This window comes from Polynucleobacter sp. SHI8 (assembly GCF_027944005.1).
Taxonomy (GTDB): Bacteria; Pseudomonadota; Gammaproteobacteria; order Burkholderiales; family Burkholderiaceae; genus Polynucleobacter.
On sequence record NZ_AP027204.1, the window covers coordinates 240,980 to 266,025 of the forward strand.

Sequence of the window (25,046 nt, forward strand, 5' to 3'; positions counted from 1 at the left end):
AACTAAAGACATCAGATATCGTTACCTTTGCGAGTAATGTTATTCATTTCTGGCCTTGTTGCTCCTAAAGCAATTAAGCGCTTTGATGCTCGCACTCTAATATAAGTCTTAATAGCCTCTCTGAGTAAGTCTGCCTTATCCATGGTTGGGTCGGCAAGCTCCAAAGCCCTCTCATATAAAGAGTCTTCAATAGTTACAGTTGTTCTCATTTGAACCCCCTTTTGCATCAATTTAGGGATCAATTATGACATCATTAGGACGGTACTTTTTTCTCTTAAATCATAAAAAGAGCTTGCTCTCAGCGATAAATTACGCGGGTCTAAAAAACAAGTAAAACCTGTAAAAAGTATTTAGTAGAAGCGTTAAGAATGTGTATATTATACACCTTAAATGCGTATAAAAGGAGTGTAAGATGAGAATGAATATTGAACTATCCGACGAGCTCGCCGAAACCGTAAGAAGTTTGGCAAAAAAACGCAATACAAGCGTCTCAGATGTTGTAAGACGTGCAATTTCCTTGGATAACTTTTTTGAAGAAGAGCTTTCTGAGGGCAATACCGTCATACTGAAAAACAAGAATTCGGATAAGATGCGCGAGGTAGTTTTAAGATAATGGAGCATCACGAGGTTGATTTAATTGAAACAGTTAAGGTGATTGATAACATCCAAGCCGAAGTTGAAGTGGTAGAAGGTAAAACTTCTAAATTCAACACAAATTCTTTTAATCCGCATAAAACATTTATGGTTGGATTATTTTTTTGTATATAGCGCTGATCTCAATTGGCCTATTATTGGGAGTATTGTTCTTTGGGTTATCTCTTGTGGATGCAAAAGAGCTATCCTCATTTCTTTTGTCACCAATGTTTGTGATTTTTGGCACGGTGGTTGGGTTTTATTTTGCTGGAAAAAGTGACTAATATCCAGAACCAAAAACAATCACAAATACCCGGTAGGACTAGCCAAGTTTCTGCAGCTCCTCGTTCTCTAATGGATGGTGGCCTTACTTGATCGCGGTATTTATGCTAAGCCATCCAAAGTGGCGCAATTGGGTAGGGAAGCTTTATTGGAAAAAGCTTCTTTAAAAATAAAAAAGTTATGCAATCAATATGTTTTTCGTGGAGAGCAGATGCTATTAACACCAACGGCAAGATATGTCAGAGATTTGGCAAAAACGGAAGGTATTAGCTTTAATCCTATTTTCGCAGATCAATGGGCCTTATCAGTAGCGAAATTAGCTGGTGATGAAGTTAAAAGTGACTCAACCGATGACTTATTAGTTGCTTTGACACGCTCAGGTAAATTGTCTCCAAATGATATGGTGGCTTTAGTTATTAAACATCATTTAGATCTCAAGCGTGTTGTGTCCATCACTAATTAGATCTTCTAAAGCTTATTTCATCTTGAGTATCTAGTTTTCTTGAGTTTCAGTGCCTTATTTTTTGGCGATTTATCTTTCGAATATTAAGCAATACAAATTGTCGGTATTTAAATTTATATACCGACAATTTGTTACAAAAAATTATCAGAAAATATTGAACAGGAACCTGAAGTTATTAGGATGAGCTTTCTGATATTTTTATTAGTTATATATGTGTTAAATATTGCGTACATCGGTCAAGAAAATGTTATACTTAAATATAACTTATTGAGGTGTGTAATGCAAACAAATTTAAGGAAAGTCGGCGGTTCCGTCATGCTGGCAGTATCGCCAGTATTTTTAGAAGAGTTGAAAATTAATTCAGGATCGACGGTTGAGGTTGCCTTACTTGAGGGACGCTTAGTGGTAAAGCCTATAACCAAACCAAAATATAAATTAGAGGATTTATTAGCAAAGTGTGATCCGAAAGCAAAAATGCCCAAAGAGGATAAGGAGTGGCTTGAGCTTACTCCAGTTGGCAATGAGATCTTGTAATGAATCGTGGCGATATTTATTTGGTATCATTGGATCCGACCTCTGGACATGAGCAAAGAGGGGTTCGACCAGTGCTAGTGGTTTCTTCAGGGCCATTTAATAAACTAACTAAGGCACCGATTGTGGTACCAATCACAACAGGTGGAAACTTTGCCCGAGTTGCTGGATTTACAGTCGATTTAGTTGGTTCAAAAACAGTAGGTGTTGTCCGATGTGATCAGCCTAGAGTGTTAGACTTGGCTGCGCGCAAAGCAAAGAAGTTAGAGAGTGTTCAGGCGGATGTAATAGATGAGGTATTGGCTAAATTGGCTACATTGATTTCATAATGATTCTTGTACTGTTAAGAAGCAAATATGATTGTTAATAATATTTAACTAAATCTTCTAATAATTATTTCACTCTATATTTGCAGTTTTTCTTCAGGCAACTGCCATACATGGCTAAGGCATGTTCTTGAAGTTCAAAGCCTAGTTTTTCCGCAATTTCTCGTTGACGCGTTTCAATTGCTGGGTCCACAAATTCTTCTACGTGCCCACAATCTAAGCAAACTAAGTGATCGTGATGAACACCCTCATTAAGTTCAAAAATCGCCTTACCTTCAGCCTTGCCGGATTCAAAATGATTTCTGAGTAAGATTCCTGCCTGCTCAAATTGCGTCAAAACACGGTATACAGTAGCTAAGCCAATATCTAGACCCTCCTTAGATAGTGCCATATAGAGATCATCCGCGCTGTAGTGAGCACCAGGATTTTGATGAAAAAACTCTAAAATTTTGATTCTAGGACCAGTAACTTTGAGTCCAATATCACGTAAATTATTAGAAGAAGATTTATTCATTAGAAGGAATTCAATTCAAAAAAACATTAAAAATAGGTGTATTTACAAATAAATAGGTAGTGAAGCAGTTAAGCGTTAAAATCAAGTTACATCATAATACGATTTCATATGCAAAAACCTTCATCATCCATTTTAGGTACACATTTTCAAGGCCTGCTTGCGCTAAGTCTGTGTATGCTTACTTTACTTTCAGCTTGTACGAGTTTGGATAATAAACCAATCACTGACAAGATTGATCGTCCTATTATTAGTAAATTATTTAATCCTTACCGTCCAGATATTGTGCAGGGTAATTTTGTTTCAAAAGAGCAGTTAGAGTCGATTCGTCCTGGAATGAATAAAGAGCAGGTGAAGCAAATTTTAGGAACTCCTTTAGTCATCGATATGTATCACCCTAATCGTTGGGATTACGTATTTTCTTATTTGAGTGGTCAGACACAAGAAACCGAGATTCGTAAGGTTACGCTAACCTTTAATGGCGTTCAACTTGCCAAAATAGATGCTGACATCTTACTGACTGAACAAGGCTTTATTGATGAAGTAGATGATTTAAGAAAAAACCGTCGTAAAGTAGATAACAAAGTGAACTTACGTGCCCTTGACGGCACACCACCAGCTAATCCAGTACCTGCTTTTCCGAACCCTACCGGTGGCGCAGGCATACCTCCTGGTGGAACCCGCGTTACACCTTAAATCCTAAGGAGTTTTTATGAGCGAATCTTTACGTATTGCAGTCGCAGGAGCTTCCGGACGGATGGGAAAGATGTTGATCGAAACCGTTCTAGCGGCAGATGATGCTGAACTTGTTGGCGCCTTAGATGTCACAGGAAGCCCATCCATTGGAACTGATCCAGGAACTTCATGGGGAATCAACACTGGCATACAAATTACAGACCAGTTTGAAAAAGGCCTTGTTAGCGCCAAATACTTAATTGACTTCACAAGGCCAGAGGGAACACTCAATCATGCGCGTTATTGTGCCAATCATGGCATACACATGATTATTGGAACCACAGGGTTGACGGAAGAGCAGCAACAGGAACTCGCGAGTTACAGCGAAAAAATTGCGATTGTCTTTGCCCCCAATATGAGTGTGGGTGTCAATGCCACTTTAAAGTTACTCGAGCTTGCCGCAAAGATTCTGAATGAAGGCTATGACATAGAAATCATTGAAGCCCACCATAAACATAAAGTAGACGCTCCATCCGGAACTGCTCTCAAAATGGGGCAAGTCATTGCCAAAGCGCAAAATAAGAACCTCAAAGATTGGTCCGTTTTATCACGTGAAGGCCATACTGGAGAGCGTAAAGAAGGAACCATTGGATTTGCAACGATACGTGGTGGAGATATTGTTGGTGATCACACCGTGCTGTTTGCTGGTGATGGTGAGCGTATTGAAATCACCCATAAATCAGCCACACGTATGTCTTATGCTCAAGGAGCAGTGCGAGCCGCACGTTTTCTGAAAGACAAACAGAGCGGATTTTTTGATATGTATGATGTACTTGGCTTACATCAGTTATAAACCAACTATTTTTTGAATGATGGAAGTCTGATGCAAGTTTATGATCATCGCTTGATTGAATCTCAAGTACAAGAGCAGTGGAATACCCAAGATGTTTACCGCGTAGTTGAATATGCCAAAAATGCACAAGGGCAAATAAAGCCCAAGTTTTACGCCTGTTCGATGTTGCCTTACCCATCTGGTAAGTTACATATGGGTCATGTTCGTAATTACACCATTAACGATGTCATGACCAGACATTTGCGGATGAAGGGCTATAACGTCCTCATGCCAATGGGGTGGGATGCTTATGGCATGCCTGCTGAAAATGCAGCGATTACCAATCAAGTTCCCCCAGCACAGTGGACCTATTCCAATATTGCGTATATGAAAAAACAGATGCAATCGATGGGCCTTGCCATTGATTGGTCAAGAGAAGTTGCCACCTGTGATCCCGCATATTACCGTTGGAATCAATGGTTGTTTTTAAAGATGCGTGAACAAGGGATTGCGTATCGTAAAACCCAATTAGTTAATTGGGATCCTGTGGATCAAACCGTACTCGCTAATGAACAAGTGATTGATGGCAGAGGCTGGCGCTCAGGTGCATTAGTTGAGAAGCGTGAGATTCCCGGTTATTACTTCAAGATTACAGACTATGCAGAAGAATTACTCACCGATTTAGAAGGTTTAGGTTGGCCAGAGCGCGTGAAGATCATGCAACAGAACTGGATAGGAAAAAGTTTTGGTGTGAGATTTGCTTTTGCTCACGACATCAAAGATGAGGCAGGAGAGTTGATTCAGGATGGGAAGTTATATGTTTTTACGACTCGAGCCGACACCATTATGGGCGTCACCTTTGCCGCCGTTGCAGCAGAGCATCCATTAGCAACGCAGGCAGCCAAGTCAAATCCTAAGTTAGCCGCGTTTATTGAAAAATGTAAGCAAGGTAGTGTCATCGAGGCGGACTTAGCCACACAAGAAAAAGAAGGTATGCCACTGGGCATGACCATCAAACATCCTTTGACCAATGAAGATATTCCGTTATGGGTTGGTAATTATGTTTTGATGAGTTATGGTGATGGAGCCGTGATGGGCGTGCCAGCGCATGATGAGCGCGACTTTGCCTTTGCCCTGCAATATCAATTACCCATCAAAGATGTGATTGCCAGAAAAGATCCATCAATTGGTGAGCCCTTTGACACAACCCGTTGGCAAGAGTGGTATGCCGATAAAGAAAAAACCCTTGTGATCAATAGCGGTAAGTATGATGGCTTATCGGTTAAAGACGCGGTTGATGCAGTCGCACAAGATTTACAAGCCTTAGGTGTTGGTGAGAAGAAAACCACCTATCGACTACGTGATTGGGGAATCTCTCGACAGAGATCATGGGGCACACCGATCCCGATCATTCATTGCGGGACGTGTGGCGAAGTAGCCGTTCCAGAAAAAGATTTGCCCGTGATATTGCCAGAGGAGTGTGTGCCCGATGGAACAGGCAATCCTCTCAATAAACATGCAGCATTTTTAAACGTCGATTGTCCGAGTTGTGGCAAGCCTGCTCGTCGAGAAACCGACACGATGGATACCTTTGTTGATTCATCTTGGTATTTCATGAGGTATACAGGACCAGATGCAAGCACCATGGTCGATGCACGCAATGATTATTGGATGCCGATGGATCAATACATTGGTGGTATTGAACATGCGATTTTGCACCTCTTATACGCCCGTTTTTGGACCAAAGTGATGCGTGATTTAGGTTTGGTTCAGTATTCAGAGCCATTTAAGAATTTACTCACACAGGGCATGGTACTCAACGAGACGTACTACCAAGATGCACCTGATGGTAAAAAAATCTGGATCAACCCAGCAGATGTCGATGTCCAGTTTGACGATAAAGGACGACCTGTTGGCGCTAGCCTCAAATCCAATGGTGAAGCAGTGGTCATTGGCGGCATTGAAAAAATGTCCAAAAGTAAAAATAATGGCATTGATCCACAAAGCTTAATTGATCAATATGGGGCGGACACTTCTCGCCTATCTACCATGTTTGCAGCTCCACCAGAACAGCAATTGGAGTGGTCGGATTCTGGAGTAGAGGGAGCCGCAAGATATTTACGTCGTTTATGGAACTTGTCGATCACACAAGAGTCAAAGGCAAGTCCTTTAACCGCTTTATCAAAAGAAGACCAAAACTGTCGACGTGAAATCCACACCGTTCTCAAACAAGCTAATTTTGATTATGCGCGGATACAGTACAACACCGTTGTGTCAGCTTGTATGAAAATGCTGAACACGCTCGAGCAAGCCAAAGAGATCCAACCAGCTATCATGCGCGAGTGTTTAGGTATTCTCCTTCGCGTGCTGTATCCCATCGTGCCACACATCACCCAGTATCTTTGGCAGCATTTGCAATATGAACAAGAAATAGCCCCATTGCTCGATGCGCCATGGCCAGAAGTTGATGAATCTGCACTTCTGCAAGATGAGTTAACCTTGATGTTGCAAGTCAATGGCAAACTCAAAGGTGAGTTTGTAGTGCCAGTAAATGCCACTAAAGAAGAAGTAGAAACCATTGCTCTGCAAAGTGAAGTTGCACAACGTCTTCTCGCGGGTCAATCACCGAAAAAAGTGATTGTTGTCCCTGGACGTCTTGTCAATGTGGTAATTTAAGCAAATGAATATGAATCCACTCCGCAGAAGTATGCTCATCAGCACGGCGCTGCTGATGACAGGCTGTGGATTTAAAATGCGTGGACCAGTTACTCTCCCATATAAAACGATTTATATTAGCGGTGGGATGACCCAAGACTTGAAGCTTTATCTAACGAGATTACTCAAGACAGGCCTTAATACTGTCGTCGTTACCAAGCCGGATGAAGCAGAGATATTTTTAAATCTCACAGAAATGCCCGCCAAACAAATTTTGACTTATAACCAAGCTGGGCAAATTACAGCCTATCGTTTAGTTGAGCAGGTGAAGTTTTCTGTGAACCATAAAGATGGTGACGAGCTTATTCCGCAATCGGATATTTATCTCACCAGAGATATGGATTTCTCGATTAGTGCTCCGACAGCAGCAGAGCAATTAGAAATCTTGCTCTTTCAGGATATGCGCCAGGACGTTAGCTCGCAAATATTACGACGTCTTGGATCACTCGCCAATAAAAAGCCCGTAACCCCATAAGCCTTGATCACATGATCAAAATAGATGCTTTTTTAACCCATATCGGGCAAGTTGAAAAAAACCAAAAGCCCTTAGAGCACCTGTATTTGTTTTCAACAGATGAGCCCTTGCTCCTGATGCAAGCCAAAGATCGCTTGCGTAAAATGGTGAAAGAAAAAGGTTTTACTGAACGTGAAACCCTCATGCAAGATGGGCAGTTTGACTGGAGCAGTTTGCAAAGTAGCAATCAGAATATGTCCCTCTTCGGTGAGAAAAAACTCATTGAACTCACGATGCCCACTGGCAAGCCAGGCCGAGAAGGCGCAGAAGTCTTGAAGCAATTTGCTAAGCACATACTAGATCAAGCTTCTCAAGAACCAGAAAGTATTACCAGTATTTATTTACCTAAATTAGATACTCAAACCCAAAAATCAGCGTGGTTTAGTGCCTTAGAAAATGCTGGAATGGCTGTCCGAATTGATGAGCTTGACCGCACAGCACTGCCGCACTGGATTAAAGAGCGACTAAAGTCACAAAATCAACAGATTGAATCTGGTGAAGCCGGACAACGAGCCATTGCTTTTATGGTGGATCAATTTGAAGGTAATTTGATTGCCGCTTATCAAGAGATTCAGAAACTGGGATTATTGTATCCAGAGGGAGTTTTAACCGAAGAGCAGATTAGAGATGCAGTTTTACATGTTGCCCGGTATGACGTGTTTCATTTAAGCGAAGCCTTTTTAACGGGAGATATGGCTCGCATTAATCGGATGTTGGATGGCTTAAAAGGTGAAGGTGAAGCTCTAGTCTTAGTCGTTTGGACCCTGTCTGAAGAGATCAGACTGATTAAAAGCTTAAAAGAAGGGGCAATGCAAGGTGAGCATGTTCCGTCGATACTCAAAGCACGAAGAATCTGGGGCAAAAGAGAGCAACTCTTGCCCGGAGTAGTTCAACGCATGGGTATGCCCATGATTGATCGCGCGTTAGAGATGATTGCCAACATTGATAAACAATCCAAAGGCATGATGGCCAAAGAGATGCCACAAGATCCATGGGATGGATTGAGGCGCATCGGCGGTTTATTTAGTTGGAAATAAAAGCAGGACGCATGATTTCAATATCGGCCCTTGAAATTTTTAATTTCCTTGCATATTGTTCCCATGAGTTAACAACCGCTTGAATCTTTAAATAGATTTGATAGGCTTCATCTTTTGATAAGTCGTAATAAATAGAAGTCGCTAAAACCCCATCGAGGTTTGGAGGAGCTTCATCCTCAAGAAGCTTTAAAACATGATCCTGTTTATCAATATTGGGGTTTACATCAAAGGCTGGTGATAGTTCCCAGCCATTTTTAGTTAATAAAAAGCCATGGTTTCTAAAATGGTCGTCATGGTTACTAATGAGCCAATTAAAAATAACGCGGTGATAGAGTTGTGTTAAATCTTCCTTAATTTTATTTGTAGCACCCTTCGTATTGATAAAGTAGGCAATATCAATGTAATAGGCATTTTCGCTATCCATTTTATTTAAGAGAGTCATCGCTGACGCGTAATGGATACGTTGCCCGTCTTTACGATCAAAGCGCTTGACGGCAAAAGTATGATGATGGGCATTTAATAAAAATAGTCTTCCCGCAGGCAAGCTAATGCCACTAGCGTGAGCAAGTTGATAAGCCAACATTTCCCAGGCTGCAATATCAATCTCATCATCTTTTGCCGGAAATTTTGCAATCCATAATGAACCATCTTGATCAGTAAAGTTTGCTTTTGGACGAGCACCACCTAAAGATGCTCCTGGAGCAACTAAGACGCTTAACCATGATTTTAAGCGGTCAAGATTTTGAATGTTTTTGCCAGAAAGTTCTTTGGCAACAGACTCCAGCTCTCTTAATTGAGCGATAGGTGGAGCCGAGAGAGGATGGTCAGAAAGAAAGATTTCCGTGTTGGGATATTTAAATCTTAAAGCACCTTGCCTCGTCTGATCTTGAACACCAATTAAAAAATCCCAAGCATATAGTGTCTTAGGGGGGCGATTATTTTCTTGAGCCTCTAATGATTCTCTTCTTTTCATAAGAGTTTGCCCCCAACGGTCAGGAGATGAATCTAAGAAAATACCAAAATTACCCTGAGTTGGGTTCGGATGAAATGGTAAATCACTTAAAGAAAGCGATGGGTCAATCGTAAATTTCAATGGATGTTCTAACCACTGATCTGCATATTGAAAACGAATGTTACCTCTGCTATTGTGCAAGGTCCCTACAAGCTTGGGCTCTGATCCCATCAATGCAGAATCAATCCACACTTCAAGACGGTCTTCAATCATGGCACTCGTCTTTGCCTGAGTTCAAGGTCTTGCAATTTCCTACCTAAAATATCATCCTTGGCAAGTAAATTAAAGTCATCAACCAGTTGCAGTGCCGCAAGAATTCTAAGATAAACACCAATCGTTATATTAGGTGCTCCTTTTTCAGCCCTATGCAAAGTGACCCGGGAAATAGATGATCTTTCTGCAAGCGTACTTGCAGACATCTCACGTCTAAGGCGCGCTAAACGGATCCTTTCTCCAAGGTCTAGAAGGATGCGTTTTTCATGGGGAAAAATAGGTTGGCTTTTACTTGGCATATCCCATTATAGCCTAAAAATCAATTAATTGTATACAATGGTTAACACTTTTTAGATTGATATAGTTTAATTATAAAATCTATACTAAATTATTGCTAATAAGGGGTTTAAATATGAAACATAAAAGATTTAAAAAAAAGGCAAGTACTCATCTGCATGAGTGGATAGATCATTGCATCGCCAAAGGACCACAAATGATCATTAGAAGTAGCTTACCAAAAGCAACATTGGTTCCTTTTGAGCATTGGCAGAAGTTATTGAATACTCAGCAACCATCACTTAAAGAGCTTTTACTCTCTGACGATAATCGAGGTGAATTAGTGATACCCAAGCGTGGCAGATGTCGTACTCGACGAAATATCCATTTCATTTAAGCCTAACTATTTTAAAAATTAGTCAAAGCACTATAAATAGTGGAAAATTGGAAGATTAACTAATTAGGGTATTTGTTTTATGTCACTAACCAATGTTCTCACTCAAAATGCAACTGCCGATATCAAGGAGTTAGTCGAGGGTATTGGTCGTAGAGCTCGTATTGCATCGCGGGCAATGGCAAAAGCCAGTTCTGAGCAAAAAAACCAAGCCCTGCTAGAAATGGCAAAAATAATCCGTGGTCAAACGGAGTCACTCAAACAAGCCAATGCCAAAGATTTACACCGTGCCAAAGAAGCCGGCCATGACGCGGCATTCATTGACCGCTTAGCACTGACTGACAAAGTCATTGAATCCATAGCGCAGGGATTAGAGCAGATTGTCACCTTAACCGATCCAATTGGTCAGACGACACCATCTATTCAAAGGCCTACCGGAATTGAGATTCACCAAATGCGTGTGCCTTTGGGAGTGATTGGCATCATTTACGAATCTCGTCCCAATGTAACCATTGATGCGGCAGCTTTATGTATTAAATCAGGTAATGCCACGATTTTACGTGGTGGTTCAGAAGCGATTGAATCCAATACCGCACTTGCAAAGATTATTCAGTCTGCTCTAGAAAAATCAGGCTTACCGAAAGATGGAGTTCAGGTGATTGAAACGACCGACCGTGCGGCAGTTGGCGTACTGATCACCATGACAGAATTTGTTGATGTGATTGTGCCAAGAGGTGGTAAGAGTTTAATTGCAAGATTAATGGCAGATGGACGAGTCCCGATGATTAAACATCTAGATGGTATTTGTCATACCTATGTAGATGATGAAGCAGATATCACCAAATCCATCACCGTCTGTGATAATGCCAAAACCCAGCGTTACTCACCATGTAATGCGATGGAAACCCTGTTGGTTCATTCCAAAGTCGCCGCACAATTGTTACTACCATTAGGTAAGATTTACCAAGACAAAGGTGTGGAGTTACGCGTTTGCCGAAAAACCAAAGGTATTCTTGCGCAACATGGCTTTGATGGCATGAGTGCTCTGAAAGATGCGACTGAAGAGGACTGGACAACCGAATATTTAGCACCGATTTTATCGATTAAGACCGTCGAATCGATGGATGAAGCCATTGACCATATCAACACCTATGGCAGTCATCATACCGATGCCATCATGACTGAAAATGCAGAAAAAGCTGCACGTTTTATGCGAGAAGTGGATAGTGCAAGCGTGATGCACAATGCCAGTACCCGATTTGCTGATGGATTTGAATACGGGTTAGGAGCAGAGATTGGGATCTCGAATGACAAGCTTCATGCACGCGGACCTGTTGGACTTGAAGGTTTAACCTCCCTGAAATATCTAGTTAAAGGTAACGGTTCTATCAGAACGTAATCAAAGAATAAGAGTTTTATTTTTAAAACAAACAATTGAAAAGGCTTTAAATGGAAATGCTCAGTTATCAATATGTCAAAGTGATTCACATCATTTTGATCACCTCATGGTTTGCAGGGCTATTTTACTTACCCCGTATTTTGGTCAACCTTGCCATGGATAACAATCCAGCCGTTCAGACGAGATTGATTCAGATGAGTCAAAAGCTCTATCGATTCATGAACATTCTGATGATTGGCGCACTCATTTTCGGCTTGATTCTGTGGCTATATTTTGGTGTAGGAAGAAGTCCAGGAACCGGCTGGATGCATGCCAAGTTATTGCTTGTCATCATTCTGATTGGTTATCACCATATGTGTGGAGCAATGATTAAAAAGTTTGTAAAAGGTACAAATACCAAGTCCCATATTTGGTTTCGTTGGTTTAATGAGATCCCAGTATTACTCTTAACCTTGATAACCCTTCTCGTGATTCTGAAACCCTTTTGAAATTCTTTGTCGTATGCCCACGGGGCTTAGAAGCCCCCTTGCATGATGAGTTGCGGCGCATCATAGCCACTCATCAAGATTCCCAATTGCACACGCAATTAGGAATTGTTCCTGCACAAAGTAAACATCTCGAACGCATCTTTAAAAGTGCCCAAGTTGGAGAAATGCCCGTCAAACCGACAGGCGGATTAGAAGTCATTGGCGGACTTGAACTGGCCATGGCAATTAATTTGCATTCACGGATTGCAAGTCGCGTGTTATTGCAACTGATGCATGGCCCCTATAAAAAAGAAGAAGATATTTACACCGCAGCCAACAAAATCAGCTGGGAAGATTGGTTCACTACCGATCAAACACTCAGAGTGGATGTTACTGCGCAAAAGTCGAATCTTAATAGTATTAACTTTATTACCCTGCGCATTAAAGATGCTATTTGTGATCGTTTTCGAGAAATTAAAGGCAAGCGACCCAGTATTGAAACCGCTGTTCCGGATGTGCGTGTAATGGCTTTTTTAGATCCCACGCATATGACGATTTATTTGGACACCTCTGGAGAAGCCTTATTTAAAAGAGGGTGGCGTGATGAAAAAGGCGCGGCACCACTTAAAGAAAATCTCGCTGCCGGTATCCTAGCCTTGACAGGTTGGCAAGCCGATACCCCATTATTTGATCCCATGTGCGGTAGTGGCACCTTTTTAATTGAAGCAGCGCAAATAGCCAAGCAGATCCCACCAGGTGCGATTCGTGCAGGTTTAATTGCACCGACCCAAGCGATACCAGAGCCAATTCCTCCAAAGACTACTGAGCCAAAAATGGTTGAAGAAGTACCCAAGGCTCCTCAAGTCAATACCGGTTGGGTAGCGCCAGTCGCAGTAGATACTGGTAAGGTGATTGCGTCTCCAAAAAATAAGCCGTTAGCCATCACTCAGCCTACCCTGCCTGAAAAAAAACCTACTCGGTCGAGCCCATTACCTTATCAGGTGAGTCGCGTCGATTTAGTTGGCGTCACGCAAGGATTTGGGTTTTTACGACTCAAGCCATTTGCGGATAAGCAAGTAACAGAATTTTGGGAACTGATTAAACATCTTGCCAAGTTACAAATGCAAGCAGCAGACAATCAAACATTACGGATTGCTGGATCTGATATTAATGAGCAAATGGTTGCGATGACACAGCGTAATTGGCAAAAGGCTGGTTTACCAGGATTACCTATTGTGCGACAGATTGATGCATTAGCCGCCAAATCACCCTTTGGTGAAATGAAAAAAACAGGTATTGTAGTTTTTAACCCTCCTTATGGCGAGCGATTAGAGCTCAAAGGTGGTCGAGGCGACCGTGAAGATGAAAAAAAATCACGAGGGGCAAGAGATCCTTTGCCGAAAAACATTTCTGATCCTCAGTTTGTAGAGTTTTTAGCTAACTTCGGACGCCACATCAAAGATCATTTTGATGGTTGGCAGATGGATGTACTTACTGCCGATATGGGACTTCCGGGACAATTACGCATGAAAGAAATCAAACGCACGCCATTATTTAACGGTGCGATTGAGTGTCGATTGTTTCGGTTTGATATCAGAAAATCGTTCATCAAAACCACAAATGAAGCATCTGCTTCAGAAGACTAATACAATATTCATAGCAATTATTATTGAACTAATCAAAGCGAGAAATTATGGAATTTAAGACTTATATGTGCCTCATCTGTGGCTGGGTTTATGACGAAGAAGCGGGCTTACCAGAAGAAGGGATTGCTCCCGGAACTTTGTGGGCTGACGTGCCGCCAAACTGGGCATGTCCAGAATGTGGAGCGCGTAAAGAGGATTTTGAGATGATGGCGATTTAAAACAAAACTAATCCATTAAAAATAGAACAATGAAGACAAATCAATCCCTATTTGAACGTGCCCAAATAACGACCCCAGGTGGCGTTAATTCTCCTGTTCGAGCATTTCGATCCGTAGGTGGAACTCCAAGATTTATCGCCAAGGCGAAGGGGCCTCATATATGGGATGTAGAGGGCAAACAATACATTGACTGCATCGGATCTTGGGGACCGATGATTTTAGGGCATGCCCATCCTGAAGTTGTCAAAGCTGTGAAAGTTGCTGCTGAGCATAGTTTTAGTTATGGCGCGCCTACCGAAGCAGAAATACTCATGGCAGAAAAGATTACGCAGTTAGTGCCGAGCATTGAACAAGTGCGATTGGTATCGAGTGGTACTGAGGCGACCATGAGTGCACTTCGGTTAGCCAGAGGATTTACAGGGCGAGATCTCATCATTAAATTTGAAGGTTGTTATCATGGTCATGCAGATAGTCTATTGGTTAAAGCGGGTTCAGGCTTACTGACCTTTGCGGACCAAACCTTGGATTTAGCAACCAATGCGCCTTCATCCGGAGGTGTTCCCCAAGACTTAGTTAAACACACACTCGTACTCCCATTCAATGATCTTGAAGCACTACAAAATGCCTTCAAACAGTTTGGACCACAAGTAGCCGCTCTCATTGTGGAGCCGATTGCCGGCAATATGAACTTGGTACAAATGACCCCTGAGTTCATTCAAGCGATGAGAGAGCTCACTCAACAATATGGCTCAGTACTGATTTATGATGAAGTGATGACTGGCTTTCGGGTGGCACTCGGCGGCGCACAAAGTCTGCATGGAATCACACCTGACCTCACTTGTTTAGGTAAAGTCATGGGCGGTGGTATGCCGATGGCAGCCTTTGGTGGTCGCAAAGATATCATGCAAAAGTTAGCCCCAATTGGTAATGTATATCAAGCAGGAACTTTATCAGGTAATCCGTTAGCAGTCGCTGCAGGACTCACAACCCTCAATTTAGTCAGTGTCCCAGGTTTTTATGACACCCTTTCCGCACAAATTGGCTCACTACTCACAGGTATGGAACAGTTAGCAAAAGAGGCGGGTCATGACTTTGCAACAGATCATGTCGGTGGCATGTTTGGTATTTACTTTGCTAAAAATAAGCCGAAGTCATTAGATGACATTACTAAATCGGATGTGGAGAAATTTAAACGATTTTTTCATGCGATGTTAGATGAAGGTGTGTACCTTGCACCATCAGCTTATGAGGCGGGATTTTTATCGATTCAGCATGACGCCAGCATTATTGAAACCATGCTTGCCGCCACCAAGAAAGCCTTCGCGAAGATTTAAAACGCAACGTGTCTCACAAGTCCTGGCACCTGAATCATTTTGCCTTCAGGGCCGATGGACATGGCGGTGAGATTACCACCCCACACACATCCTGTATCTAGACCAATCACATTGTCGCGTTGGATGAGACCCATTGTTGACCAGTGACCAAAGAATACTTTGTAATCTTCCGTTTTTCGTGATGGAACATCAAACCAAGGAAAGAGGCTTTTAGGGGCAGAGCCCATCCCTTCCTTAATTAAAAAATCCATTTCTCCTTTAGCGGAGCAAAAACGCATCCGCGTAAAAGCATTAATAATGATTCTGAGACGATCAGCCCCTTTTAGATTATTCGCCCACTTCGTTGGCGTATTGCCGTACATGTTTTCTAAGAAGCTGACATAGTTTTTTTTACGCAGTGCTTTTTGAACCTCATCCGCCAGTTCCATGGTTTGATTGATGCTCCATTGCGGCAAAACACCAGCATGTACAAAGAGATTATCCCCATCAAATAAAGCTAAGGGACGGTTACGTAACCAGTCAATGAGTTCACGACGATCTGGTGCGCGCAAAATATCATCGAGTGTATCTAAAGATTTGGAACCCCGAATGTTTGCATCACGCGCGAGTAGATGCAAATCATGGTTACCCAGAATACACTCGCAATCACCACGCTCTTGCCATGCCTTCAGACGACGCAAGGTTCCCAGTGAATCTGGACCACGATTAACGAGATCGCCGACACAAATAATTCTTGATCCTTTAGGCAGTTCTCGCACCAAAGCATCGAGCTGCGCCGAGCACCCTTGAATATCACCAATTGCGTAAATATGATCCATGCGTTATTTTAAAGTAATGCGCACTCAAGGCTTAACAAAAACCCCAAGTCTATTAATCTGTATAAGTTTTATAAGGATAATTTTAGCTGAGTCAAGTTTCAAAGAGAAAAACTAAGTATTGAAAAGGGTGTGATACGGGAGACAGGATGACAATTTCACTTTGATATCCATGAGTGTCTTTGAAAAATCGCATTAGAAGTTAATTACCACTATAAAACGATCTTTAAAAAACGAATTATTTAATTCATTACATAATTAAACTTTCAGCAGGTATTCCTAATGCAATATGTAAACGACGAATCATTGGTAATGTTAGACGCCTTTTTTTATTGAGGACTTCATATACTCGGTTGAGTTCACCAATCATTGGCGTGAGATCTTTCGGTTTCAGATTGGCTTGTTCCATACGAAATTTAATGGCCTCAATGGGATCCGGCGCTTGAATCTTATGAAATTTAGATTCATAAGATTCAATGAGCATTAAGAGGATTTCGAAACGATCCCCTTTTTTTGTGCCTGGTGTTGGCTCCAAATCAAAATAAAACGAGGCCTCTTGAAGGGCTAACTCATATTCTTCTTCGTTTCGTATAGGTTTTAAATCACGCATTATTTTCTCTATTTAATGTTTAAGACATCTATGCCATCATATTCTTTATGTGTACCTATAAACTTGATGTAAATAGCCCCAAACTGATATGCAATAGCGACAACTAATCTATATTTATTTCCACAGATATTGACATCCTCCCCGCCCTAAAGGACGGGGATTCCTACTGCTAGACGCTCATGTCCGAGCGCGAGAATGTTTCTGGCAGCATTGAGGTCGCGGTCATTGACCGAACCACAATCTGAACAAATCCACTCTCTTATTCGCAAACCTGCTCTACCTTTCGGACTGTTGCTGTTGATACTTCCGCAACACGAACAAGTCTGGGTTGTATAAGCTTCATTCACTTCCTCAAAAACCACGCCAGCGTAAGCGCTTTTATATTCCAACATCGTTTTGAGTGATGACCATCCAGCATCCAGCGTAGATTTAGCCATCTTGGTTTGAATGAGGCCCTTGCTACTGACGTTCCCAACAAAGATCGCACCATATTCTTGTGTGAGCATGGTTGAGAACTTGTGCATCGCATCCTTGCGTCGATTTTTAATCTTCGCATGCATATTTTTTACTTCTAATTTCTTATTCGCTCGTTGCGCAATGCCTAATCGTTGTTCCAGCTTACGATATTCTCTGCCAACCAAGCGTTGGTTATCGCTCGTTACAGCACATTCTTTGAGCCCAAGGTCGATACCGACTGATTTTGTTGCTGTATTTGATTTTGTTTCGACTTTCACCGTGGCGTTGAAATACCAACGGCCACGAGAGTCCTCAGAAAATGTGCCTGTGCCAAACTCGTAATCTGATAACCCATAACTATCCCAAACATTGAGCTTGAGACCAGAAAATCGTAATTGACCACCTTTGCAGGAAATGCAATCACTACGAAAGGGTATCCAGCCAAGTGAACGATGTGAACCTTTTGATTTTCTCCAACGTAGTTTGAGTTTCTTGAACTGCTTACGTCTAGTTGCAAATTCGTGACCAACCATTTGCACACTTGCAGAGTTGAGATGTAATCCTTCTTTACCAGCCCCAGCAGTATATTTTTGCAAATCATAACCAGACATGAATTTACCTGTCCTTTGGGCATGCTTTAATGACAACTCGTTGCAGTAGTTCCAAACAAAATTCACCTCGTTCGCCAGCTTACGCAGTGCTTTTGCGTGCTTATCTTTGATGCGAACTCGGATTGTTTTGATAGATGCCATACTGTATATTTTAACAGTACTGTACCGTTGAAGCAATAGATATATAAGCTTTACGAAATTCATCCTCCACCTGAAGGAAGGAGATTTCTTTCGGATTTTTGTTAAAAATTACTCGATTATTTCCAATTACACTTGCATTCTTATATTGCAGTTTAATTTCATTTGGCGTTTGCCAATTTGCTTTTAATGCTTCGTCCTATCAAGCTTTTAAAGCTTGTTCACAATCCCTATGCTTATGCCAAAAGGCAATTAAGGTTTTCTTGGAAATTACTCTAATTAAAATATAGTCCCATTTTGGGACTATTGCAATTGGATTAAGTTTCTTTAACAGGGGACGATTTAACGACACCGTAACGTAGCAATGTCGCAAGTCTTGCTTCTCCATGATCAACAATAGGAAGTGGATAATCACTTCCTAAGCGAATATTCGCAGCTTCCAGTTCAATTGCTCCGGCTTGCCATGGTGCATGAATCGACTTATTTGATAAGGCGGATAACTCAGGGCAATAGCGTCTAATAAATTTACCTTCAGTATCAAATTTTTGCGATTGAGTAATCGGATTAAAAATCCGGAAATATGGCTGAGCATCACAACCACTCGAAGCTGCCCATTGCCAGCCACCATTATTCGCAGAAAAATCAAAGTCATTGAGCGTATCGGCAAAATAGGCCTCACCCCTGCGCCAGTCAATACCCAAATCTTTAATCAAAAAACAAGCAGCAACCATCCGTAAGCGATTATGCATATAACCCGTAGAGTTCAGTTGGCGCATAGCTGCATCGACAATTGGGTAACCCGTCTTACCGGAGCACCATGCCTGAAAGTGTTTTTCAGCCGTAGCATCTTTATCCCAGACAATCTTGTCATAATCCGGTTTAAATGAAGCGCCACTCGCAAGTCTTGGGTGGTTAGCCAAAATCATAAAATAAAAATCCCGCCAAATGAGTTCAGATAACCAAATCGTTGCCCCCATACTTCCCGCTAGCATTTGCAGATGAGCGTCTCTGACTAATGCCCGAATCGAGATCGTGCCAAAGCGAAGATGGGTTGAGAGATAACTGGGGCCTTTGATAGATGGGAAGTCGCGGCTGATGTGATATTGATGCATCCGTTCGACGAAGTTTTCAAAAGCGATAGATGCTCCAGTCATACCCGGTTGAATAAAGGATTCAATACCAGAAGGACTAAAGCCCATTTGCGAGAGAGTCACTTGCGCTAAGAGCTTTGCGGGAATAGGGGCTAATTGCCCAAAAGATTTTTGATCTAAAAAACAGGAAAAAGGCGCAAGATCAGCGTCACTGAGTTTTTTGAGCCAAGCATTCTTGTAGGGGGTAAAAACTGAATAGACATTACCCTCTTTAGAAAGTACCTCATGTTTTTCAAAGATGACTTGATCTTTATAAGAGGAAAATTCAATACCCAATTTTTGCAGAGAAGCTGCGACAGTATGATCTCGAACCTGAGCGACGGGTTCATAGTCATGGTTGGTATAAACCTCACTCACTTGTAATGTTTTGGCAAGCTCTGGAATAAGGACTTGAGGGTCGCCATGAAGCTGAATCATCCCAGCACTGGGATTCATTTTCAATAGCTCTGAGTGAAGCTCTTGCACAGACTGCCAGATAAAGTCGACTCGACGATCATGTGTAAATCCCTTATCGAGAAGGGGCGTCAAAATAGTCGTATCGTAAACAAAACATAGAAATACCTGATCACAAGCTTTAAGTGCCTGAAAGATTGCTTGTGAGTCGAACAGACGTAAATCACGACGTAGCCAAACTAAACCAAGTTTCATAGATATTTCCGAAAAAGTTGAGTTATATATTGTGCTACGAAAAATAACCCTATGGGACCTAAAGATTTATTTTCTAATGATGTTCCTTCAGAAATAGTGAAATTAGAGATAGAATTACTCTATGGATTTTTTTACAGAAGATGTTTCTCATTTAGCGAATCAGTTATTGATCGCCATGCCCGGCATGTTGGATGACCAATTTGCTGGAACGGTTGTCTATATCTGTGAGCACAATAGTCAAGGCGCAATGGGTCTGGTCGTCAATCGTCCCACCAATATTGATTTAAAAGACTTATTCGACAGAATCGAGCTCAAGCTTGAGACTGCTCCTTTAGAAAATCAACCTGTGTATTTAGGTGGTCCAGTTCAAACTGAGCGTGGTTTTGTTTTGCATCCCCAAGCAGATGATATTCGTTATAGCTCTTCATTAACCGTGCCAGGTGGTTTGGCAATGACAACCTCTAAAGATGTTCTAGAGGCAGTTTCAACCGGCAATGGACCAGATAAATTTTTAATGACCCTTGGGTATGCAGGTTGGTCAGCTGGTCAGCTTGAGGATGAGATCTCGAAAAACGGCTGGTTAAACGTATCGACCCACATTGAGGAGATTAAGAGTATTGTTTTTGATACACCCTATGCAGATCGATATCAACGTGTCATGAGCTTGATGGGTATTGATCCAAGTCACCTCAGCGGTGATGTCGGGCACGCTTAAGCCTACCAATTTAGCGCCATAATTACTGATTATTTTAGATGCACACATTTCTAGCTTTTGATTTTGGTACAAAAAATATTGGAGTTGCCGTGGGCAACTCCATCATGCGTCAAGCACAGCCTTTAAAAACCATTCAACATAAAAATGTAGATGTCGTATTTCAGGTCATTCAAAAGTTGGTGAAAGAGTGGGAAGTCACACATTTTGTCGTTGGTTTGCCAACCCATCCAGATGGTGCAGAACATGAGATGACCCATCGCGCAAAGCGTTTTGGCAATCAGTTAAACGGTAGACTAAACCTACCTGTGCAATGGGTTGATGAGAGATATACATCGGCGGTAGCGGAGAATCACCTGGGTGATATTGATAGTCAGGCGGCGGTATTGATACTTGAGCAGTATTTTCAAGAAACTCCTGATTAGTCAATTATCCTTGTAAATTAGTATTGATAATACTAATTTACAAGGTAAATCATTTGTTAAGGTTACGCTGGGCTTAATGAGTTTTGAGAGACAAAGTACCGATAAATCATAGTTGCCTGCGAACTTAAAGCACATCAATTGACAATGCATATAAGTGCATAAAAGATTTTATAAAATCTGTTATAATAAAATTATCACATAAGAGATCTTATAAAATCTATGGTTTACGATCTACTATCCCCCACTGAAATAGTCTCCCAAATTGGCAAGAACTTACGTCTTACCCGTATTGCTCAAAACATTCGACAAGAAGACCTTGTCACAATGAGTGGAGCAAGTCTACAAGCGATTAAAAATTTGGAGGGTGGGGGTAATGTCGAACTCATGACATTTATCCGGGTATCTAAAGCATTAGGACTTGATCTAGGTATTTGGGAAGCTTGTCAACCTAAACCACAAACACTTGCAGAAATTGAACGAATCGAAATTGCTCGCACTAATTCCTCTAGGATCAGATCCTCAAAATGAGCTCAAAACTTCAAGTAAGCTTAAGATTTAGTGAGTCTACTGCGCCTATATTGATTGGTGAGTGTCTTTGGATACCGAGTGAGAAACGAGTTGCTTTTGAATGGGATCCCGCATTCCTTAATTCTAGGTATGAGCTTTCTCCTATTGTTTTACCCAAAAAAGCTTTAGCATCAAAAGCTCCATTTGAGCCTTTTGATGGTTTACATGGGCTATTTTCAGATTCCATACCTGATGGTTTTGGGTTACGTCTAATGAATCAAGGTCTAGTACGATATGGTCTATCACCAAGCGAAGTCAATCCCCTTCACCGACTTGCCTGGGTCGGACAACATGGAATTGGAGCATTTTGCTATTCACCGGTCATCGATAACCATGACTATAGGGAACTTGCGCAACTTTCTGAAATTTCTCATTATGCAAAATTGGCACAAACAGAGATTCTTGAGGACATCCCTAGGTCCATGATTCAGTCAGGCGGTTCAGCTTTAGGAGCGCGGCCGAAATTTTGGGCTCAGGTATCGAGTGATGGTAAACAAATGATTCTCGGGGATCGTGGTGCAACTCCACAGGGGTTTAGTCCTGTCTTATTAAAGTTTGCTCCCCGCCAAGGCGATCAAAACGAACCATTTTATGAAGCAGCTTGTTTATCATTAGTCTCTAAGTATGGCGTGCCAGCTGCAACGGCACAATTAATAACACAAAGTGATTGTGTGGCATTAGCTGTTCATCGATTCGACCGTTTACCCAACGGAAGAAGAATACATATGCAAAGTGTCGCGGCGTTATTACAGATCAATTTTCGTGTGCCATCACTGGATTACTTAGACCTCGTCAAGCTTTCGGCCAAGTTATCTGGTGCGCCTCAAAAGGAACTTATTTTTAGACTAGCATGCATGAATGTCGCACTGTGTAACCGAGATGATCATGCTAAAAATTTTGCATTTTGTATGGATTCCTCTGGAGTGTGGCAACTATCGCCAGCATTTGACATATCACCGAATCAAGGACCGAATGGTTGGCACACAATGACTGTGGCTGGCGAAGGCCAACGTATCACTAAAGAGCATTTGTTGCACTTTGCAAAGGAAATACAATTATCAGAAGTAATTGCCAAAGATGCAATTGATAAAGCACTTGCGGCGTCTCATGAATTTGAGGTAACTGCGATCAACTTTGGAGCTAGCAAAAGAAGTGTAAAGAAATGGTCGACACAATTAAAAAAAATTGCAAAAGACTTAATATAAGGACTGTCATTGAATGACAAGAGATAAAAAAAGCTGTCACTTAGTTGAAATGACTGAAGAAAAAATCACTCTAAAACAATTGGCTAGTAGCACGAGTCCAAACAAAGATACCAAGCAAAAAGAAAGTATTGATGACTTTATCAGTATTTTGTCAACGAAAACCACACAGTCTGTAAGTATTGAAGAACTAAACGAGATGATTGCTCATGGATGGAGTCTCCAAGAGAAATGATATCGAGCAACAAATCTAAGCTGGGTTAAAGTCCTCACCCGCTAAATATCAAAAAGCAATGCAAAGCCAGCATCAGAAAAAATGCTATGTTATTGTAATTACATCACCAACAAAGATTTGTCGACAAATGACTGCAAATATTCCTGACGAAATCCCCTCATCGCTGCCCGATGCTGAAAAACTCTACGCGAACCTCTTAGAGCAGGTGCGCTCAGCCAAAGTCAGAAAACCTAGTCTACAAGTTGTTGGACTTGCCAGTGGCGGAGCCTGGATTGCCAAACGTATCGCCAAAGACCTGAATCTAGAAACTTTTGGCGTTATTAATGTAAGCTTTCACCGAGATGATTATGCGGAAAAAGGCACCAAGGCCTTAAACACAGAAGAAGGATTATCTACAAGCCTTCCATTTGACGTTGATGGGGCCCATATCATCCTAATTGATGATGTTCTAGATACAGGAAGAACAGTCCGAGCAGCCCTGAACGAGATCTTTGATTACGGCAGACCTGCCAAAGTTGAGCTTGCCGTACTTGCAGATCGTTATAGAAGAGAGCTCCCGGTAGAAGCCTCTTTTAGGGGGGCAAGGGTAGATTTAGCCCAAAATCAAATCTTAGTGCTCGAGCAACTTCCTGACGGAAGATTTGATTTCAACACAGAGAACAAACATCACCCCAGTAGTGTGGTTTAAAAAGAACCTCATGGTAGAAGAGAGTTAACTAAAGACAACTCAGTCATTTTGAGAAAATTGACGAGTAAACATGACGGCATTGCGGAGATTAATTCTATTTAATCCGCAAAAAGTGCGGAGAATAGTGGACTTTACGGCGTATTCCTAATATAATCTCCGCATGAATAGCGGAGATAAAAATTATATTTGGCAAAATCCCCAATGGCCCCATTGGGAATACGACCTCAAACAACTCACCAGTTTATTGACCCAGGTTTACCAAGCCCAGGGTCGACTAATCGGGAGCTTACATCATGTGGGAGTTCATTTACGCGATCAAGAGTCCTTACGAGTATTCACTGAGGATGTACTCAAAACGAGTGAGATTGAGGGTGAAAAATTGGATCCAGACTCTGTTCGCTCATCTGTTGCCAGAAGATTGGGCATCGATATTGGAGCCTTAGCACCATCTGACCGACACATTGATGGCGTAGTGGATATGGTGCTAGAAGCCACCCAACACCATCAGGTAAATTTGACTCAGGAGCGACTCTTTGCATGGCATGCAGCTCTTTTTCCAACAGGCTATAGCGGCTTATCCAAAATATTAGTTGGAACTTGGCGCGATGATGCTTTAGGACCTATGCAAGTTGTTTCGGGTCCTATCAATCGACAAAAAGTTCATTTTGAAGCGCCGCCAGCGCAACAGTTACCACCAGAAATGGAGCAATTTCTCCTTTGGTTCAATGTGGATCAGCAGGATGATCCGATCATTAAAGCAGGCTTAGCCCACCTCTGGTTTGTGACACTACATCCATTTGATGATGGTAATGGACGTATTGCTCGAGCGATTGGCGATATGGCATTAGCAAGATCTGACGGATCATCGCAGCGTTTTTATAGCTTATCCGCACAAATTGGACGTGATCGTAAAAATTATTACGAGCTACTTGAGCAAACACAAAAGGGAACACTCGAGGTGACAAAGTGGCTCAGTTGGTTTTTAAGTAGCATGTTATCTGCTATCCAGGCCGCAGAAGCAGCACTCGCTTGTACACTAGTCAAGGCGAATTTCTGGCAACGCTGGTCTGGTACACCAATGAACGAGCGGCAAATCAAATTGCTAAATAAAATGCTCGATGGATTTGAAGGAAAACTTACCAGTAGTAAATGGGCCATTATTGCCAAGTGCTCACCTGATACCGCTTTACGAGATATCAGTGAACTTCTGGAGCATGGAGTACTGGTCAAATCAGACTCTGGAGGACGAAGTACAAGTTATGAACTGCAGTTGAACTTGAACAAGATGATGAACTAACAAGTGTTGTTTA

30 protein-coding genes and 1 pseudogene are annotated in these 25,046 nt (G+C 41.8%); 22 read left to right on the forward strand and 9 right to left on the reverse strand.

Annotated elements, in window-relative coordinates; translation table 11 throughout:
• Positions 1 to 11: 11 nt before the first annotated feature.
• Positions 12 to 209, reverse strand: a complete 198-nt coding sequence (locus tag QMN06_RS01280) for a type II toxin-antitoxin system VapB family antitoxin (RefSeq protein ID WP_281970691.1) — start codon at positions 207 to 209, stop codon at positions 12 to 14.
• A 203-nt stretch (positions 210 to 412) separates the two neighbouring features.
• On the opposite strand from QMN06_RS01280, the gene QMN06_RS01285 reads away from it, so the two are divergent.
• The 4 genes from QMN06_RS01285 (at position 413) to QMN06_RS01300 (ending at position 2,238) form a co-directional block, all read left to right on the forward strand.
• Positions 413 to 613 carry a CopG family transcriptional regulator gene (locus QMN06_RS01285; RefSeq protein WP_281970692.1) on the forward strand — a complete coding sequence of 67 codons (201 nt, stop codon included), beginning with the start codon at positions 413 to 415 and terminating at the stop codon, positions 611 to 613.
• Positions 614 to 991: 378 nt separating this feature from the next.
• Positions 992 to 1,378 carry a hypothetical protein gene (locus QMN06_RS01290; protein ID WP_281970693.1) on the forward strand — a complete coding sequence of 129 codons (387 nt, stop codon included), beginning with the start codon at positions 992 to 994 and terminating at the stop codon, positions 1,376 to 1,378.
• A 279-nt stretch (positions 1,379 to 1,657) separates the two neighbouring features.
• Positions 1,658 to 1,912 (forward strand): antitoxin, encoded by a 255-nt coding sequence (locus QMN06_RS01295; RefSeq protein WP_281970694.1) that lies wholly within the window; start codon positions 1,658 to 1,660, stop codon positions 1,910 to 1,912.
• Positions 1,912 to 2,238 carry a type II toxin-antitoxin system PemK/MazF family toxin gene (locus tag QMN06_RS01300; protein ID WP_281970695.1) on the forward strand — a complete coding sequence of 109 codons (327 nt, stop codon included), beginning with the start codon at positions 1,912 to 1,914 and terminating at the stop codon, positions 2,236 to 2,238. The genes QMN06_RS01295 and QMN06_RS01300 overlap by 1 nt, the downstream gene beginning before the upstream one ends.
• A 64-nt stretch (positions 2,239 to 2,302) precedes the next feature.
• Here the strand turns inward: QMN06_RS01300 and fur are convergent, their stop codons facing one another.
• Complete coding sequence (gene fur / locus QMN06_RS01305; RefSeq protein ID WP_281970696.1) at positions 2,303 to 2,749, reverse strand: ferric iron uptake transcriptional regulator; 447 nt, start codon at positions 2,747 to 2,749, stop codon at positions 2,303 to 2,305.
• 108 nt (positions 2,750 to 2,857) lie between these two features.
• On the opposite strand from fur, the gene QMN06_RS01310 reads away from it, so the two are divergent.
• The 5 genes from QMN06_RS01310 to holA are packed head-to-tail and all read left to right on the forward strand — an operon-like array spanning position 2,858 to position 8,519.
• Complete coding sequence (locus QMN06_RS01310) at positions 2,858 to 3,442, forward strand: outer membrane protein assembly factor BamE (protein WP_281970697.1); 585 nt, start codon at positions 2,858 to 2,860, stop codon at positions 3,440 to 3,442.
• 16 nt (positions 3,443 to 3,458) lie between these two features.
• Complete coding sequence (gene dapB / locus QMN06_RS01315; RefSeq protein ID WP_281970698.1) at positions 3,459 to 4,274, forward strand: 4-hydroxy-tetrahydrodipicolinate reductase; 816 nt, start codon at positions 3,459 to 3,461, stop codon at positions 4,272 to 4,274.
• 30 nt (positions 4,275 to 4,304) lie between these two features.
• A complete protein-coding gene (leuS, locus tag QMN06_RS01320; RefSeq protein ID WP_281970699.1) occupies positions 4,305 to 6,929 on the forward strand; it encodes a leucine--tRNA ligase in 2,625 nt (874 codons plus the stop codon).
• A gap of 10 nt (positions 6,930 to 6,939) precedes the next feature.
• Positions 6,940 to 7,443, forward strand: coding sequence for an LPS assembly lipoprotein LptE (gene lptE, locus QMN06_RS01325; protein ID WP_281970700.1), 504 nt, complete (start codon positions 6,940 to 6,942; stop codon positions 7,441 to 7,443).
• Between the two features lie 11 nt (positions 7,444 to 7,454).
• Entirely contained in the window at positions 7,455 to 8,519 is a 1,065-nt protein-coding gene (holA, locus tag QMN06_RS01330; RefSeq protein ID WP_281970701.1) for a DNA polymerase III subunit delta, read from the forward strand.
• Here holA and QMN06_RS01335 read toward each other — a convergent pair.
• Together QMN06_RS01335 and QMN06_RS01340 are read right to left on the reverse strand one after the other, a co-directional pair.
• Positions 8,506 to 9,744, reverse strand: coding sequence for a HipA domain-containing protein (locus QMN06_RS01335; protein WP_281970702.1), 1,239 nt, complete (start codon positions 9,742 to 9,744; stop codon positions 8,506 to 8,508). The genes holA and QMN06_RS01335 overlap by 14 nt on opposite strands.
• Positions 9,741 to 10,043, reverse strand: coding sequence for a helix-turn-helix domain-containing protein (locus tag QMN06_RS01340; RefSeq protein WP_281970703.1), 303 nt, complete (start codon positions 10,041 to 10,043; stop codon positions 9,741 to 9,743). Before QMN06_RS01340 ends, QMN06_RS01335 begins: the two co-directional genes overlap by 4 nt.
• A gap of 113 nt (positions 10,044 to 10,156) precedes the next feature.
• Here QMN06_RS01340 and QMN06_RS01345 point away from each other — a divergent pair, with 113 nt between their 5' ends.
• The 6 genes from QMN06_RS01345 (at position 10,157) to hemL (ending at position 15,478) form a co-directional block, all read left to right on the forward strand.
• Positions 10,157 to 10,417, forward strand: coding sequence for a prevent-host-death protein (locus tag QMN06_RS01345; protein WP_281970704.1), 261 nt, complete (start codon positions 10,157 to 10,159; stop codon positions 10,415 to 10,417).
• Positions 10,418 to 10,496: 79 nt separating this feature from the next.
• On the forward strand, positions 10,497 to 11,813 hold the full coding sequence (locus QMN06_RS01350) for a glutamate-5-semialdehyde dehydrogenase (RefSeq protein ID WP_281970705.1): 1,317 nt from the start codon (positions 10,497 to 10,499) through the stop codon (positions 11,811 to 11,813).
• Between the two features lie 50 nt (positions 11,814 to 11,863).
• The gene (locus QMN06_RS01355) at positions 11,864 to 12,301 is read left to right on the forward strand and encodes a CopD family protein (protein WP_281970706.1); all 438 of its coding nucleotides are present in this window, start codon (positions 11,864 to 11,866) and stop codon (positions 12,299 to 12,301) included.
• Positions 12,298 to 13,926 (forward strand): THUMP domain-containing protein, encoded by a 1,629-nt coding sequence (locus QMN06_RS01360; protein WP_281970708.1) that lies wholly within the window; start codon positions 12,298 to 12,300, stop codon positions 13,924 to 13,926. Before QMN06_RS01355 ends, QMN06_RS01360 begins: the two co-directional genes overlap by 4 nt.
• A gap of 47 nt (positions 13,927 to 13,973) precedes the next feature.
• On the forward strand, positions 13,974 to 14,144 hold the full coding sequence (locus tag QMN06_RS01365) for a rubredoxin (protein ID WP_281970709.1): 171 nt from the start codon (positions 13,974 to 13,976) through the stop codon (positions 14,142 to 14,144).
• Positions 14,145 to 14,173: 29 nt separating this feature from the next.
• The gene (hemL, locus tag QMN06_RS01370) at positions 14,174 to 15,478 is read left to right on the forward strand and encodes a glutamate-1-semialdehyde 2,1-aminomutase (protein ID WP_281970710.1); all 1,305 of its coding nucleotides are present in this window, start codon (positions 14,174 to 14,176) and stop codon (positions 15,476 to 15,478) included.
• Here the strand turns inward: hemL and QMN06_RS01375 are convergent.
• From QMN06_RS01375 to QMN06_RS01395, 5 genes and pseudogenes are all read right to left on the reverse strand, one after another.
• Positions 15,475 to 16,296, reverse strand: coding sequence for a symmetrical bis(5'-nucleosyl)-tetraphosphatase (locus QMN06_RS01375; protein WP_281970711.1), 822 nt, complete (start codon positions 16,294 to 16,296; stop codon positions 15,475 to 15,477). The genes hemL and QMN06_RS01375 overlap by 4 nt on opposite strands.
• A gap of 247 nt (positions 16,297 to 16,543) precedes the next feature.
• Positions 16,544 to 16,906: a transcriptional regulator gene (locus tag QMN06_RS01380; protein ID WP_281971702.1), complete on the reverse strand. Its 363-nt coding sequence runs from the start codon at positions 16,904 to 16,906 to the stop codon at positions 16,544 to 16,546.
• Between the two features lie 5 nt (positions 16,907 to 16,911).
• A pseudogene (locus QMN06_RS01385) lies at positions 16,912 to 17,034 on the reverse strand (type II toxin-antitoxin system HigB family toxin); the annotation flags it as partial.
• Positions 17,035 to 17,049: 15 nt separating this feature from the next.
• Complete coding sequence (locus tag QMN06_RS01390) at positions 17,050 to 18,111, reverse strand: transposase (protein WP_281970712.1); 1,062 nt, start codon at positions 18,109 to 18,111, stop codon at positions 17,050 to 17,052.
• Between the two features lie 314 nt (positions 18,112 to 18,425).
• Positions 18,426 to 19,907: a deoxyribodipyrimidine photo-lyase gene (locus QMN06_RS01395; RefSeq protein WP_281970714.1), complete on the reverse strand. Its 1,482-nt coding sequence runs from the start codon at positions 19,905 to 19,907 to the stop codon at positions 18,426 to 18,428.
• A gap of 121 nt (positions 19,908 to 20,028) precedes the next feature.
• Here QMN06_RS01395 and QMN06_RS01400 point away from each other — a divergent pair, with 121 nt between their 5' ends.
• The 7 genes from QMN06_RS01400 to QMN06_RS01430 all read left to right on the forward strand — a co-directional run bounded on the left by QMN06_RS01400 (position 20,029) and on the right by QMN06_RS01430 (position 25,033).
• Positions 20,029 to 20,622, forward strand: coding sequence for a YqgE/AlgH family protein (locus QMN06_RS01400; protein ID WP_281970715.1), 594 nt, complete (start codon positions 20,029 to 20,031; stop codon positions 20,620 to 20,622).
• Positions 20,623 to 20,660: 38 nt separating this feature from the next.
• Entirely contained in the window at positions 20,661 to 21,044 is a 384-nt protein-coding gene (ruvX, locus tag QMN06_RS01405) for a Holliday junction resolvase RuvX (protein WP_281970716.1), read from the forward strand.
• Positions 21,045 to 21,263: 219 nt separating this feature from the next.
• Positions 21,264 to 21,572: a hypothetical protein gene (locus QMN06_RS01410; RefSeq protein ID WP_281970717.1), complete on the forward strand. Its 309-nt coding sequence runs from the start codon at positions 21,264 to 21,266 to the stop codon at positions 21,570 to 21,572.
• Positions 21,569 to 22,816, forward strand: coding sequence for a type II toxin-antitoxin system HipA family toxin (locus QMN06_RS01415; protein WP_281970718.1), 1,248 nt, complete (start codon positions 21,569 to 21,571; stop codon positions 22,814 to 22,816). The genes QMN06_RS01410 and QMN06_RS01415 overlap by 4 nt, the downstream gene beginning before the upstream one ends.
• A gap of 13 nt (positions 22,817 to 22,829) precedes the next feature.
• Positions 22,830 to 23,048 (forward strand): hypothetical protein, encoded by a 219-nt coding sequence (locus QMN06_RS01420; RefSeq protein ID WP_281970719.1) that lies wholly within the window; start codon positions 22,830 to 22,832, stop codon positions 23,046 to 23,048.
• 127 nt (positions 23,049 to 23,175) lie between these two features.
• Positions 23,176 to 23,736: a bifunctional pyr operon transcriptional regulator/uracil phosphoribosyltransferase PyrR gene (pyrR, locus tag QMN06_RS01425; RefSeq protein WP_281970720.1), complete on the forward strand. Its 561-nt coding sequence runs from the start codon at positions 23,176 to 23,178 to the stop codon at positions 23,734 to 23,736.
• A 160-nt stretch (positions 23,737 to 23,896) separates the two neighbouring features.
• Entirely contained in the window at positions 23,897 to 25,033 is a 1,137-nt protein-coding gene (locus QMN06_RS01430; RefSeq protein WP_281970721.1) for a Fic family protein, read from the forward strand.
• Positions 25,034 to 25,046: the final 13 nt, after the last annotated feature.